This is a genomic window from Bacillus sp. D48C (genome assembly GCF_053345735.1).
Genome location: NZ_JBKFAQ010000011.1, coordinates 42,756 through 57,407, shown reverse-complemented (window position 1 = coordinate 57,407; position 14,652 = coordinate 42,756). Strand labels below are relative to the sequence as shown.

Genomic DNA, 14,652 nt, shown 5'->3' with positions numbered 1-14,652 from the left:
CGGTCAGTGGGAAATCGTATACCACTGACTCTTTATTATGAATAAGGTATGGTGAAAAAATGAGTAAACTTTCCCTTAAAATTGGGACATACTTTTTAATATTAGCTTTATGTATTGAAACAATTGCTTTCGTATCTTTTTATAAAAGCCTTTCAAAAATGCGTATTGTAGAGGAAACAGATGCTCTTTTAGAGAAAGGTAATCGCTATAGTAAAAAAATTAAAAGCCGCGAGAGACGGGATGAATATTATAAAGAAATGAAACACGCTGAACATAATAAAAATCCTAAACGTCCTGTGTATCCTGAGTTCGATATTACGAATGAGGCTGCACACTTAGTTGAATCGGAATCAATTTCTAACTCCGATATAGCTATCATTATTACTGACCATAACGGCAAAATTATTTCCACCTCAGAACCCGTAACAAAAGATATGCAAAAACAACTTACTTGTAAAACAGAAACTGTCCCAGACGGCGGATTGGTCGTTGAAAGAAACTGGAAAAAATCAAAGTTCATCACAACAGTAAGCCCACTTAACACAACAAAGTTTCAAGGAAAGCTATATATGCTATTAAAAACATCTTTCCTAGAAAATATGTTACTTAAACTCATGAACCAATTTCTTATCATTAGCGTTTTAACAATTATTTTAACAACAATTTCTGTCTTTGTTTTTTCACGCGTTATTACAGAACCACTTGTAAAAATGAAGAGAGCGACAGAAAAAATGTCAAAATTAAATAAACCAATTCAATTAGGTATTAAACGGAATGATGAACTCGGAAGTTTAGCAAAAACAATTGAAGATTTATCGAGTGAACTTACGTATATGAAAAAAGAGCGCAATGAATTTCTCGCTAGTGTCGCTCATGAACTATTAACTCCATTGACCTATATGAAGGGTTATGCAAAGGTAGCAAAGAGAGACTCTTTAACAAAAGAGGAGCGAGAAGAATACTTACAAATCATTGAGGATGAAACGGATAGTGTAACCGATCTCGTCCAAGATTTATTTATGCTTGTACAATTAGAACAACACCAATTTGTTATAAAAAAACAAAAAGTGCTTCTTCAGCCATTTTTAGAACGAATGGTTGAAAAAACAAAAACAACATTAACGAATAAGCAAATGCAACTTCATGTATATTGCAAAGATGATTTAGAAGTTTGTATAGACGAAAGACGTATGGAACAAGTTATGTTAAATTTATTACACAACGCTTATCAACATTCGCCAGAAAACACATCTATTACGATACGTGTACTCATGGAAACAGATTCTTTTACAATAAGTGTACAAGATGAAGGTGAAGGTATTCCTGAAGAAGATATCCCGCATATTTTTGACCGCTTTTATCGTGTCGATAAATCTAGAACACGAGCTACAGGCGGAAAAGGTATCGGGCTAGCTGTTGCAAAGGAAATTGTAGAATTGCATAACGGTTCTATTCTAGTAACAAGCCAATTAGGAGCGGGAACAAACTTTATAATCGAGCTACCTTTTGAATAATATGCGTGTGAAAACACCAGTAGTAGTAAACACTACTGGTGTTATTTTGTTCATAAAAACAGCTCATATAAGCTAAGCTTTTGAAATTATTCTTATTTCAATATAAAATAAAGGTACATTTGCAAAGATTTGGAGGGTGATATAATTGGATATCCATGTATTAACAAAAGACGAAGCAGAAATTTACTTAGAACTTCGCGTAGAAGGATTAAAGCAAAACCCTGAAGCATTCAGCTCTTCTTATGAAGATATTATTAATAAAGAGTGTGCGATTGAATATAAAGCACAAAAATTAGCACAAGATGAAAACTATACGCTAGGTGCATTTAAAGATGGAAAATTAATCGGGGTTGCAACACTGGAAACGAAACCATATGTAAAACAAGAACATAAAGCTAAAATCGGTTCTGTATATGTATCTCCAAAAGCACGTGGACTTGGAGCAGGAAAAGCACTTATTAAAGAATGTCTTGAGCTTGCTAAATCTTTAGAAGTAGAACAAGTTATGCTTGATGTTGTTGTTGGCAACGATGGAGCGAAAAAACTTTATGAATCATTAGGTTTTAAAACATTCGGTGTACAAGAACGTTCATTAAAATATAACGGACAATATTGGGACGAAGAGCATATGGTCTTATTCTTAGATGAAAATAAATAATAAAAAACATCCTCATGTTTGGAGGATGTTTTTTACTTTCTGGTAAACCATGCCGTGTGTAATAATTGAATCGCTTTCGCAATTTCTTCCTCTGATAATATCGCAAACCCAAGTAAAACTACACTCTCAGGCGCCGTACCGTCTTTATAGTACGTAGACACAGGATATATTTTGATACTATGTTTCGCAGCTTCTTGAATTAATTCTTCTTCCCGCATTCCGTTATGCACTTTTAATAAAATGTGTAATCCCGAATCTTCTCCTATCACTTCAACACGATTAGAGAAATACTTCTCTATTTCAAAAACAAGTCGATCTCTCTTCTTTCGGTAGACGACACGCATTTTATGAATATGTTTTTCCCAATAGCCTTCATTTAAAAATCTTCTAATCACTTCTTGGTCCATTCTTGAAACACTTTGTGTATAAAATAAATATTGCTGTTGATACTTTTTAATTAATTTCTTCGGCAACACCATATAGCTCATCCGTAGCGATGGCAATAATGCTTTAGATAGCGTCCCCATATAAATAACTTTCCCCTCTGTATCTAACCCTTGTAGCGCCGGTATAGGCTTTCCAGAATAGCGAAATTCACTATCATAATCATCTTCAATCATATACCTGCCCTCTTCTTTCTTTGCCCATTGTAAGAGCTGCATCCTTCTCGTAATAGGCATAATCATTCCATATGGAAACTGATGGGAAGGTGTAACAAATACAACATTCGCATTGCTATTTTCTAAATCTGCAATACAAATTCCATCTCTATCTAAAGATAACATTTGGACTCTTGCTTCTCCCTGTTCAAAAACAACCATCTTCCTATGATACCCTGGGTTTTCAACTGCATAATTGCTTCCCTTTAACAATTGAAACAATAGTTTCACTAATATTTGTGTTCCCGCTCCTAATACAATTTGACTAGCTGAACAACGCACACCTCTAGATTCATACAAATAATTCGTAATCTCTTCTCTTAAGCTCGCTTCCCCTTGAGGGTGTCCTAGAAAGAGAAGTTCGTTATTATGCGGCTGCCATACTTCATTTACAATTTTCCGATACATATTGAATGGAAAAGCATTTGTATCAATTCCTGTTTGTGTAAAGTCAAATTTATAACTCTTCTCCTGAAACGGTACTTCTTCTATTCTCTCTCCGCAATCCTCTACATGAACCATTTGCTCAATCTTGCATACAAAATAACCTTTTCTCGATATCGACTCAATATAACCTTCTGCAAGTAATTGTTCGTACGCTGCCTCTACTGTATTTTTACTTACTTGTAAATGTATCGCTAACTTTCGCTTAGCTGGTAATTTCGTAAAAGGTACAATCGATCCATCTTTAATTTCTTTTTTTATATACTCATACAATTGCACATATAATGCCTTTTTACTATTCACATTTAAATTAGGCGTTAATTCTAACATAATATCTGACCCCTTAATAAAACTAAAATCTGATACTTTTTACAGTACCAGAAGTTATATATAATTCCTTTTATCATGTCACACATAAAAAATCAAATACCGGAGAGGAGAAACATGATAATGAACAATGGTAGACGTATCGGACTTATTATGATTATTACAGGGGCTACATTATGGGGATTATCTGGTCCAATGATTCAGTGGCTATTTCAGCATACTAATGTATCCTCAATTGATTTTTTAACAATTCGCTTGTTGCTTGCAGGAATATTTATTTTGTCTTTCTTACTTACAAAGAAACAAAACATATTTCAAATTTGGAAACACCCTAGATATTCTATACAACTTATTATTTTCTCTATTCTCGGCATGCTCGGTGCACAATACGCCTTTATCGAAACGGTTCATATTAGTAACGCGGTCACAGCAACGCTATTTCAATTTCTAGGTCCTGTTCTTATTACCATGTATGTTGCATTTGAACAAAGAAAATTCCCTGCTTCTATGCAACTATTCGCAATTATAACTGCGCTAACAGGGACATACTTCATTATTACAAATGGCTCAATTGAAAATGTTGTTTTATCTAAAGAAGCTATTATTTTTGGACTATTAACAGCAATCGGATTTGCATTTTATACCCTCCATCCAGCTTCGCTTATTAAAGCATGCGGAACAACCATAGTAATTGGCTGGGGGATGTTAATCGGCGGCATCGCCCTGCTTATTTGTAATAGTTCGTTTGGATGGAGTCAGCTTTCACAAACCTTTACACCAAAAACTTTTTCTATGCTTATTCTTATCATTATAAGCGGCACTCTTTCTTTCCTTCTTTATATCGGTAGTCTGAAATATTTAGCCGCAACAGAAACAAGCATTTTATCTAGCATTGAACCCCTTGTAGCTGCCATCGTTTCAATCACTTGGCTAAATGAATCTTTTGGAACATATCAATTATTAGGCGGCGTATGTATCGTTCTGTCCGTTATTTTTTTGACGATGCCTCAAAAAGAAACCGAACCAACCTATACAACGGAACAAATATAAGGTGAAACTTTAATCAGTGTGGGTTTGTTCATCCCCCCCACAGATTATTAACCTACACCAATCGGGCTTTTACGGGATAAAAAATGTCAAAAGAGGTCGTACAAAACTTACGACCTCTTTTTATAATTTAAAGGAATTGTCCCGCCTTCTAGCAAATACAATTACACTAACAATAAAAACTAGGAGTGTGGCACCATGAAAAAAATCGGAACTATGCTACTTCTCTCCTTCCTCATCACTGGATGCACACAAGCACAACCTGATTCAAAAGTACCTAAAACAGAAGCTGTCACAACATCATCCACTCAAGTGAACGCACCTTCCTTCTTTCACCTTAGTGTTTTAAAAGATGTAAATTGGGAAGAAGCACCCTCATTCATAGACGGAAAAATACCTTTAAAAGGCATCGAAAAAAAAATCGCAATGGCTGATAGTCCTATTATCGCAAATGAACAAAATGAAATAATGTGGTACTTTCTAGATTCTGAAATACCAACTGGAAAATTGTCTATTATTGCGCTAAAACAAGGATCTGTAACTCCAACACCAGTACTCTTTCAAAAAGAAACTTCCAAACAAACTTGGACTACTTCAAATACAATCGATTCTACTACAAGCGAACTCCCTCTCGCTATGTCACTACCTTCATCTGGATTATGGTTATTAAATATATATGTGAATGAAAAATATTATGATCAGTTTGTAATCACCGCTGAGTAAAGTGACAAAAATAAACCACTTTCTTACAACAATGTAATTTCTACGTCATGTACTTCGATAGTTGAATTATCTCTCTTCTCTTATACTTAAAGTAAGAAATGAAACGAGGAGAGATGAGAGATGAAAAAAATGATAGAAGTGATCGTAGCAGTAACTGAGGTTTTAGTAAATGGTAAACAAGTTGCAATGGAATTAAATAAATAGTGAAGAAACATAAATAATTCTACACTTCTTCATTATTTTGATTTCTTATCTCAAAAAAGCAGTGCCTTTTTAGGCACTGCTTTTAGCTATTAATAACTTGTTATTTTCGTAATTTGCGCCACGCCTGAATCAATAGCTGCTTTCGCTACTGCTTCTGCAACACTTGGAACAACTCTTTTATCTAATGGATTCGGGATTACATAATTCGCATTACGTTCTTCGTCCGTAATGATGTTAGCGATCCCATATGCTGCCGCTAATTTCATCTCTTCTGTAATATCAGTCGCGCGCACATCTAACGCACCGCGGAATATTCCGGGAAACGCCAATACATTATTTACTTGATTCGCATAATCCGAGCGCCCAGTTCCTACTACAGCTGCCCCAGCCTCTAATGCATCCTCAGGGAAGATTTCTGGAATTGGATTCGCCATTGCAAACACAATTGCTTTCTCATTCATCGTCTGTACAAGTTCTTTCGTTAATACGTTAGGAGCAGATACGCCAATAAAAATATCAGCTTGGTGAATCGCTTCTTTTAACGTTCCACGCACATGTTCACGATTTGTCTTTTTTGAAACTTCAATTTGCGCTTCGTTCATCCATGTTTCACCTTCACAAACAATACCTTCTAAGCTAACTAATGTAATGTACTTTGCACCAGCCTTTAATAATAATTTTCCAATTGCAATTCCTGCCGAACCCGCACCGTTAATAACGATTTTTACATTATCCATTTGTTTGCTAACAACTTTTAATGCATTAATAACAGCTGCTAAAACGACAATAGCTGTTCCATGTTGATCATCATGGAATATAGGAATATTCGTTTCTTCTTTTAATCGTTTTTCAATTTCAAAACAACGTGGTGCTGCAATATCTTCTAAATTAATCCCTGCAAATGTAGGCTCTAAATTTTTTACAAGGGTAACGATTTCATCTACATCCGTTGTGCCTAAACATAATGGGAAAGCATCTACATTCGCAAACTTCTTAAACAAAATACTTTTTCCTTCCATAACAGGCATAGCCGCTTTTGGTCCAATGTTTCCTAAACCAAGTACCGCTGTTCCATCTGAGACAACCGCCACCATATTACCACGTGCTGTATAGTCATACACCGTTTCTTCATCTGCCGCAATTGCTTTACAAGACTCAGCTACACCTGGTGTATACGTCAGGCTTAAATCATCCGCTGAATTTACCTCCACTTTACTTGTAATTTCAATTTTCCCTACTAACTCTTTATGCAATAACAATGATCTTTCATTAATTTGATTTGCTAACATACTTATAATCTCCCCTTAATTTGACAAGCTAGCTATATGAATATAGCTAGCTTGTTTAATCATGAAAACATCTTTAATAATATTGTCGCTGTTACAACCATTGCTGCCCCGCCTAAACGAGTAGAAATTTGCGCGAACGGCATTAATTCCATACGATTTGAAGCCGATAAAATAGCGACATCTCCAGTTCCACCTAAACCGCTATGACATCCAGTTACAATCGCTGATTCAACTGGATACATTTTCATCACTTTCCCTACAAGAAAACCTGATGCTACCATTGTAAGAACAACCGATGCACACACAACAACATATCCTACTGAAAGAACTGCTGCTACGTCTTTTAACGGAATATATAGCAATCCTAATCCAACCATTAAAGGCCAAGTTAAATTTTTTGAAATAAATTTATATAAATGGAATGCTCCTTGCTCCATTTTCGCTGGCATTAATTTAAAGTATTTCACAAGTGCTGCTGAGAAAATCATAATGATTGCCCCAGGAATACCGATGAACTTAGAAGCAAATCCTCCGAAGATGAAGAACGTGCACGCAATTAATAAACCTGCTCCCATTAATGAGAAGTCAATTGGCTTCTCTGTATTTTGTTCTTTTAATAATTCTGCTTGATTGTCTGTTTTCACTAATACACCGTTACCACTAAGCTCTGGTTTCTTCTCACCTAAACGCTTCATATACCCTGCACTCACGATTGCGAACATATTTCCAATAATAGCTGCTGGAATAAGCTGCGATACAAATGTTGCTGATGATTCATTTAAAATGTCACTATAAGCTAGCGACAATGGTAAAATTCCTTCCCCGATACCACCACTCACAATTGGTACGATGATAAAGAAGAATGTCTGCTTCATTTCAAATCCAAATAGTGAACCGACCAATAATCCTACTGCTACAGAAGCTAACGTCCCTACTACTAAAGGAATAAACATACGAACGAAACCTTGTACTAACACTTTACGGTTCATTCCTAAAATACTTCCGACTACTAAACAAGAAATATATAGATATAAAAAGTTCGATTTTTTCATTAACATTGTCGCAGCTTCCATTGAAGCTGGATTCATCCAGTTAAAAAATACAAGTAATGATGGAATAAATAACGAAAGTATTGCTGGACCGCCGATATTTTTTAAAATTGGAATTCTCATCCCAATATCGCCTAAGAAAATCCCCATGATCATAATAACTGCAAATCCACCAATCATATCTGCTGGCAATTTATTATATACAGATGCCCCATAAATAATAGCAGCCAATACTACATATAACGGTAAAGGTATAACACCGATTTTTACATTCATAATTTTAGAAGCGAAAGATTCTCTTTGTACTTCATTTCCTTCAGAAAATGATACCGCTTCCACATTCTTTTGAATTCCCATATGGCACCCCCTCGTTTTCTTAATAACAATATTAAAACGCTTTCAATAGTAAAAATAGTTTTTGTAAGTTTTGTAATTGATTTTGTAATTAAAAAAAGTATAAGCGACTTATACTAAGTCGCTTATACGTAAAACTCTATTTTCTTTTGATCAACACATCTTAATTTACTTACAGGTCTTCCCACATGTTGGTACATCATTTCGTTTTCTAACACCCCAATGTCAGTCAAAAACATTACATATTTTCGAATAGAAACTCTTGAAATTCCAACTAATTGTGCCATTTCATCTGTTGTAAACACTCTTCCATTCAGCGACTCGATCTTCTGCCAAATTAATTGCAACGTTTGCTTCGTTAACCCTTTCGGAAGCTCTTTAGTGACAGTAGGCTCTCTTTTTTCTTTTTGTAAAATTAACGAATCTAATTCCGATTGACTAATTTTTTGTTGTTCTTTCATGAAAGTAAATTTTTCTCGATATATAGTTAATGCCTCTTTAAATCGTTCAAATGTAAATGGTTTAATTAAATAATCTACAACTCCATATTGTAATGCTTTTTTAATACTCCCCATATCATGTACAGCTGAAATCATCATTATATCGATTTCTTTTTCTTGGTTCCGGATATACATTAAAAGCTCAAACCCAGTCTCTTCAGGCATAAAAATATCAAGTAATACTAAATCCACTCGTGATGTCTCTAATACTTCTATCGCCGACTTTACTGAGTTAACTGCTTGAACAAGTTCAAACCCTCCTACTTGCTCTAAATAGTGCGTATTTAACATTGCTACCATCGGGTCATCTTCTACAATTAAAACTTTAATCATATTTGCCTCTCATCCCTACCTTTAGGTATTTCAATTGTTATCGTTGTTCCCTTTCCTACTAATGAATGCATATGAATTTCCCCATTTATTCGCTGTATACTTTCTTTTACAAGATACAAACCATAACCCCGGTTATCTCCCTTTGTGGAATAACCTTTCGTAAATAATTCCTCTATTTCTTTTTCTTGTATACCTTTTCCCGTATCTTGTACTGTAATAGTTAATATATCCCCATGTTGTATCTCAATTTCAACTTGCTTCTTTTCACAATTCGTCACTGCTTCTAATGCATTATCAATTAAATTTCCGACAATCGTAATAAGTTCATGAGTAATACTTTCATCATCTATTTCCGGCATATAAGAATCTTCACTTATAATTAATTTTATATTTTTCTCTCTAGCATAGCTGAGCTTACCTAGTAAAAAACCAGCAAATACTGGACTTTTTATTCTTTTCATAACTCCACCAATTTCATATTGATGCTCTGATACCATACCGCTTATATACTTCTGTAATTCTTCATACTGTTTCATATGTGTAAGCCCTAATACGACATGCATCTTATTCATAAACTCATGAGATTGTGCCCGTAATGCTTCTGCATATAGTCTAATACCAGTTAGTTCCTCTGCTAGTTTTCTAATCTCTGTTTTATCACGAAATGTTGCAATTGCACCCACTATTTCTCCTTTTACATATAAAGGAACTCGATTCGTCACAATCGTAATTCCATAAATATTTTGTTCTTCGTTTAATTGTACTTCTCCCGTTTGCAATACTTCTTTTATACGTGAATTTGGCATATACAACTCAACATCTTTACCGATAAAATTTTCTTCAAGTCCACTTTTTTTAAATAGACGTTTTGCTTCATTATTAATTAACGTTACTCTAGCCTCTTTATCTACAGCAATGATCCCCTCCTTTACAGATTGTAGCATCGTATTTCTTTCTTCAAGAATTTTTGCTATCCTGTGCGGCTCAAGACCGAATAAACTTTTCTTGATATGTCTAGCTAGCAATATTGCTCCTATAATTCCGACTAATACTCCAACTCCGACACCAATATAAATGATATGTCTACTTTCCTTAACTCTCTCTTTTACATTATCTGCTGAAATACCAACGGCCACTGCTCCAAGTTGTTCACCTGTTTCAGAAAATATTGGTACAAACACTCGCATGGAAATACCTAAAGTTCCTTCTGCTAACGATACATGTTCTTTTCCTTTCAATGCAGGCCCTTCGTCCCCACCAATGAAATGACGACCTATTTTTTGAGGATCTGGATGAGATTTTCTTATTCCATCCATGTCCATAACTACAATAAATTGAACACCTGTGTTTTTTAATATCCTATTTGTATACGTTTGGATTGCAGGAGTATCCGCTTTCCCAACCAAGCCATTGATTACAATTGAATCATTCGCCACAATGTGTGCAATTGTTTTTGCTTTCTCTGCTTGGCTATCCTCCGTCGCCCGTTCTACATTATGACTAATTAATATATCTGTCACAAGTAAAGAAAAAATTACAACTGTACAAACTAACAATGTAATCGTTTTCCACAAATTCCATAGTCTTTTTCTTTTTTTCATCCCGTTAATGACTCCCCTAATTGCTGAATAGAAAAATAAGTAAGGTGATATTATTTTCACCTTACTTATCTGCTGTTATTATACTTTAAATTTACTAGTCATCGCTTGTAGTTCTTCGGCCATCCCAGCTAAGTTTTGCGAAGCTGAACTAATTTCCTCCATTGAATTAACCTGTTCTTCTGTTGAAGCCGCAACACTTTGCATACTAGCTGTATTTTCTTCTGCAGCCGCTGCAATTTCATCAATAGCATTTGTCACTTCATTTGCATCTCCAGCAATTCTCTTCGTTGTTTCTACCATTTGATTAACTTGAGAAACAATATGTGTAGTAGAACTTAAAATTTCCGTAAAACTTACTTTCGTTTTTGTTACAACATCAAGGCCTTGTTGAACTTCTCCATTCACATTATCCATTGCCTTAACAGTATGTTCAATATCCGCCTTAATTTCTGCAATTAAATTTGCAATCTCTCCAGATGACTCTCCTGATTGCTCTGCTAATTTTCTAACCTCATCTGCTACAATAGCAAATCCTCGACCCTGTTCACCTGCTCTTGCTGCTTCAATAGCCGCATTTAAAGCTAATAAGTTCGTTTGAGTAGCTATGTTTTGAATTGCTTCAGAAATAGCTCCTACTTGCTTTGATTTCTCATCAAGAAGTTTAATAATAGCATCTGACTCGGATACCGACCTAGAAATAGACTGCATTTGTTTTGCAGTTTGTTCAACTAAATCTTCTCCCTCTTCAGCTCTTTCTCTCGCATGTAATGAGGAAATAGAAATTGACTCTGCGCTTCCGGTTACATCTTGAATTGCTGTATTTACTTGTTGTAATGTAGCCGCACCTTCTTCAACACCTTGACTTTGTGATTCAGCCCCACCTGATACTTGTTCCATTGCAATTGTAATTTGATCTGTCGCATCATTTGCTTGCTGTACGCTCGCTGTTAACTCCTCAGCCGATGCCGCGACATGTTCTGCTGAAAAGCTAATTTGGGTAATAACATCTTGTAAAGACGTAGACATTTCATTAAATGAAGTCCCTAATTTCCCTATGTCATCCTTAGAATGGATTGTAATTTTCTCTGTTAAATCTCCCTTACTAATTTTATATGCTGATTCAGCTATTTTTCGTAATGGCCCTGTAATAGACCTTGTAATGAAATAAATTAATACACTACCAAATGCAATAGCGATAGCAATAACAATTAAAGTCTTATAAAACACTGGACTGGCAGCTTGGGTAATTTCTTCATCGAACATAACTCCAACTACTTTCCAGCCGGTTTTTTCATTTGTTGCAAAGATTAAATTCTTTTTATCATCTTGTTCTGTATAAGACACATTTCCTTGTTTATCTTCATAAATTGGTTTAACCCAAGGATCAGTAACTTTCGCACCTGGTTTTCTAGATGGATGACTAACAATTTGCTTATTTTGATCTAAAATAACTGCATAACCTTTTTCACCAATGTTAATCATTTTGGAAATTTTTAAGATGTTATCTAAATTTAAGTTAATTCCTATAACACCTTTACCATCTTTTACTTCTTTCGCAATGGTCACTACCATATTTTTTGTAGATGCTGATTGATATGGTGCAGTAACAATTACTTTCCCTTTATTTTCATGTGCTTCTTTATACCAAGATCTATCTGTTGGATTATACCCATCAGCCATTTGGATAAATGGTTCTCTTATAAACTTTCCCGTCTGCGTTCCAATATAAATACCTTCTACTTCTGGATGAAGCTTTATATATTGTGCTAACTTCGTTCTCACTATCTCTTCTTGTCCATTTGGATATGTATCCTCTGTTAAGATGTCTGCAAAATACGTCGCATCAACAAATTTCTCTTCTATATTTTGAGAAATAACAGTATTTAAAACTGAAATATTCTCCTTTGCTTTATCTGTCATTTGATGTTCAAAATTTGTTTTGGCAGTTTGATATGAAACACCACCGATAATAATTCCTGGTATAGTTAAAATAATAAAAAATGAAATGATTAATTTTTTCTTGATACTCATACATTTAACCCAGTTAAATATTTTTTGCATAATAAGCCTCCTTTATGTAATGTGGATACTTGTGTCATTTTATACAATTAACATACATAAAACAATATATAATGATAACATGTAAATTTTTCGTCAATTATGCATTTTTCCATATTCACTCCTTAATAAGGATTTTAATCATAAAATAAGAGAACTTTAGCATTATATATACTAAAGTTCTCTTATTTCTCAACAGCTTCTACTCTAAAAAATTTCTCTTATAATCTTCAATCTCTATCCTTCGCCTTATAGTCATCTTACTAAAACTCTTCATCCTAATTTATTTGGAGCTCTTTACATAACTAATTGCCTGACTCCCCATTTGCACCCATGCCTGTTCAAAGCTTTCTCTCGGTACTTTTACATCTAAGCTATCCTCAAGTGGATCTCGAATATATACAGATTCCTGATCATACCCAATAAGTACAATACAATGTTCATTATACGTAATAGAAACATCTCCACTATTTGTTTCCCATGTAGTAAATTCATCTTCATCTAATGGTGCAAATGTTGCATTCGTAATCATGACTACCGGTTTCCCTGCTTTTACACTCTTATAAATCTCTTCTATATTCTTCCCAGTTAAGTCTACAGCTTTATTAGGTAAATATTTTTCTGCTAACTGAAAAAGTGGCCCATGATATACACCATATCCTGATTCAGAGAATGTATAAATATTACCTACAAATCCTTCATTTGGATTCCCGCGCACACCATCGTCTATAAAATCAACTTTTTTTATTTCATTTGCTAATGTCATCTTATCCACTGAAACACCAGCGTATTGTAACATCATTGCTAAACTTGTCACTTCACAGCCTCTATCCAATTCTGGTAACTGCTGAATTAATGGAACATTTGATAAGATGACTTTTTCATCGTTATTACTAAACTCCGTTTCTTTTCCTCTTTGTATATTTGAGAATGTAAACTTCTCTACATACTTTGGAATTCCATTTGTATATACACTCCATATTGCTGCACCTAGTAAAGCTGTACATATATACCACTTCAATTTTCTTATCACTTTCACGCCCTTATTAATTCGTTAAATAAGAATAAAATGCGTCAGCATCCGTTCTAATCATCGGTACAAAATTTAGTTCTTTTCCTTTTTCAGGCTGATCTTTTTTTATCTTTTCCGCTAACTCTTGAATATTCATATTCATTTTATCCATATTAAGCTCATCTGCCATTTGTAGCACCTTTTGTTCATTAATTTCTTTTAATATTTGATATATATCTTTACCGTACAAATCAATATGATATTTTTTTGCTTCTTCCTGTACTTTTTGTTCGTACACTTCTTGTGCTAACTCTTCAATTTCTTTTCCTTTTTGAGAAATGTCTAACTTTCCTGCTTCTTCTCTTACTTTCGTTCCGTAGATTTCTTCCGCGATGTCTTCAATTTCTTTTCCATCTGTAGAAATGCCTAATTTATCTGCTTCATCTTTAATTTTAATCGTATTAATTTGAGTAATTAAATCTACAATTGATGTATTCTCTATAGATATACCTAGCTTTAACGCTTCTTGCTTTACTTTTGTTTCATAGATTTCTTCTGACAGCATCCCAACATCTTTTCCTTCAATCGAAATACCTAACTGCTCTGCTTCCCTTCCTACTTCTGTTTCATGAATTTCTTTTTCTAATGTAATTTGTTCTTTTCCTTCCGTTTCAATACCTAGTTCCTCTGCTTTTTCTTCTGTATGCACTGCATGTATCTTACCATTGTTCAATTGTTCTTTACTGCGCTGCGTGTAATCTGTCTTTCCTTTTTGTGTTTCAGAAGGAGAGGCACCCCCTAATATGCTTAAACTCATTACTCCAATAGTGAATACCGTCATCATTTTCTTTTTCAAAATTAATTCCTCCCTCTTACACTT

The 14,652-nt window shown here is 34.5% G+C and carries 12 protein-coding genes; 4 read left to right on the top strand and 8 right to left on the bottom strand.

Annotation, left to right across the window (positions count from 1 at the left end):
* The first annotated feature begins 59 nt into the window (after nucleotides 1-59).
* Both ACLBXA_RS22640 and ACLBXA_RS22635 read left to right on the top strand, forming a co-directional pair.
* A complete protein-coding gene (locus ACLBXA_RS22640; protein ID WP_000041024.1) occupies nucleotides 60-1,514 on the top strand; it encodes a HAMP domain-containing sensor histidine kinase in 1,455 nt (484 codons plus the stop codon).
* Nucleotides 1,515-1,659: 145 nt separating this feature from the next.
* Nucleotides 1,660-2,172, top strand: a complete 513-nt coding sequence (locus ACLBXA_RS22635) for a GNAT family N-acetyltransferase (RefSeq protein WP_000351212.1) — start codon at nucleotides 1,660-1,662, stop codon at nucleotides 2,170-2,172.
* Nucleotides 2,173-2,204: 32 nt separating this feature from the next.
* Here the strand turns inward: ACLBXA_RS22635 and pdxR are convergent, their stop codons facing one another.
* Complete coding sequence (gene pdxR, locus ACLBXA_RS22630) at nucleotides 2,205-3,605, bottom strand: MocR-like pyridoxine biosynthesis transcription factor PdxR (RefSeq protein ID WP_000891922.1); 1,401 nt, start codon at nucleotides 3,603-3,605, stop codon at nucleotides 2,205-2,207.
* 120 nt (nucleotides 3,606-3,725) lie between these two features.
* Between pdxR and ACLBXA_RS22625 the strand changes: the two genes are divergently transcribed.
* Both ACLBXA_RS22625 and ACLBXA_RS22620 read left to right on the top strand, forming a co-directional pair.
* Entirely contained in the window at nucleotides 3,726-4,652 is a 927-nt protein-coding gene (locus ACLBXA_RS22625; protein ID WP_001059061.1) for a DMT family transporter, read from the top strand.
* A gap of 195 nt (nucleotides 4,653-4,847) precedes the next feature.
* Nucleotides 4,848-5,372, top strand: coding sequence for a DUF4871 domain-containing protein (locus ACLBXA_RS22620; RefSeq protein WP_000719685.1), 525 nt, complete (start codon nucleotides 4,848-4,850; stop codon nucleotides 5,370-5,372).
* Between the two features lie 293 nt (nucleotides 5,373-5,665).
* On the opposite strand, the gene ACLBXA_RS22615 is transcribed toward ACLBXA_RS22620, so the two are convergent.
* From ACLBXA_RS22615 to ACLBXA_RS22585, 7 genes are all read right to left on the bottom strand, one after another.
* Nucleotides 5,666-6,865: an NAD(P)-dependent malic enzyme gene (locus ACLBXA_RS22615; protein ID WP_000880775.1), complete on the bottom strand. Its 1,200-nt coding sequence runs from the start codon at nucleotides 6,863-6,865 to the stop codon at nucleotides 5,666-5,668.
* A 59-nt stretch (nucleotides 6,866-6,924) separates the two neighbouring features.
* Entirely contained in the window at nucleotides 6,925-8,271 is a 1,347-nt protein-coding gene (locus ACLBXA_RS22610) for a 2-hydroxycarboxylate transporter family protein (RefSeq protein WP_000512725.1), read from the bottom strand.
* 122 nt (nucleotides 8,272-8,393) lie between these two features.
* Nucleotides 8,394-9,101 carry a response regulator gene (locus tag ACLBXA_RS22605; RefSeq protein ID WP_000598691.1) on the bottom strand — a complete coding sequence of 236 codons (708 nt, stop codon included), beginning with the start codon at nucleotides 9,099-9,101 and terminating at the stop codon, nucleotides 8,394-8,396.
* Nucleotides 9,098-10,702, bottom strand: coding sequence for a sensor histidine kinase (locus ACLBXA_RS22600; RefSeq protein ID WP_000746398.1), 1,605 nt, complete (start codon nucleotides 10,700-10,702; stop codon nucleotides 9,098-9,100). Before ACLBXA_RS22600 ends, ACLBXA_RS22605 begins: the two co-directional genes overlap by 4 nt.
* Before the next feature lie 78 nt (nucleotides 10,703-10,780).
* Nucleotides 10,781-12,763, bottom strand: a complete 1,983-nt coding sequence (locus tag ACLBXA_RS22595) for a methyl-accepting chemotaxis protein (protein ID WP_001169182.1) — start codon at nucleotides 12,761-12,763, stop codon at nucleotides 10,781-10,783.
* Nucleotides 12,764-13,043: 280 nt separating this feature from the next.
* Nucleotides 13,044-13,799, bottom strand: coding sequence for a C39 family peptidase (locus ACLBXA_RS22590; RefSeq protein ID WP_003255893.1), 756 nt, complete (start codon nucleotides 13,797-13,799; stop codon nucleotides 13,044-13,046).
* Between the two features lie 7 nt (nucleotides 13,800-13,806).
* Entirely contained in the window at nucleotides 13,807-14,628 is an 822-nt protein-coding gene (locus ACLBXA_RS22585; RefSeq protein ID WP_000728579.1) for a hypothetical protein, read from the bottom strand.
* Nucleotides 14,629-14,652 lie beyond the last annotated feature (24 nt).

Bases quoted from the DNA above. Each gene is read 5' to 3' on its own strand.
- ACLBXA_RS22605 (WP_000598691.1), bottom strand. From the start codon at position 9,101: ATGATTAAAGTTTTAATTGTAGAAGATGACCCGATGGTAGCAATGTTA.
- ACLBXA_RS22625 (WP_001059061.1), top strand. From the start codon at position 3,726: ATGAACAATGGTAGACGTATCGGACTTATTATGATTATTACAGGGGCT.
- ACLBXA_RS22620 (WP_000719685.1), top strand. From the start codon at position 4,848: ATGAAAAAAATCGGAACTATGCTACTTCTCTCCTTCCTCATCACTGGA.
- pdxR (WP_000891922.1), bottom strand. From the start codon at position 3,605: ATGTTAGAATTAACGCCTAATTTAAATGTGAATAGTAAAAAGGCATTA.
- ACLBXA_RS22610 (WP_000512725.1), bottom strand. From the start codon at position 8,271: ATGGGAATTCAAAAGAATGTGGAAGCGGTATCATTTTCTGAAGGAAAT.
- ACLBXA_RS22615 (WP_000880775.1), bottom strand. From the start codon at position 6,865: ATGTTAGCAAATCAAATTAATGAAAGATCATTGTTATTGCATAAAGAG.
- ACLBXA_RS22600 (WP_000746398.1), bottom strand. From the start codon at position 10,702: ATGAAAAAAAGAAAAAGACTATGGAATTTGTGGAAAACGATTACATTG.
- ACLBXA_RS22595 (WP_001169182.1), bottom strand. From the start codon at position 12,763: ATGCAAAAAATATTTAACTGGGTTAAATGTATGAGTATCAAGAAAAAA.
- ACLBXA_RS22640 (WP_000041024.1), top strand. From the start codon at position 60: ATGAGTAAACTTTCCCTTAAAATTGGGACATACTTTTTAATATTAGCT.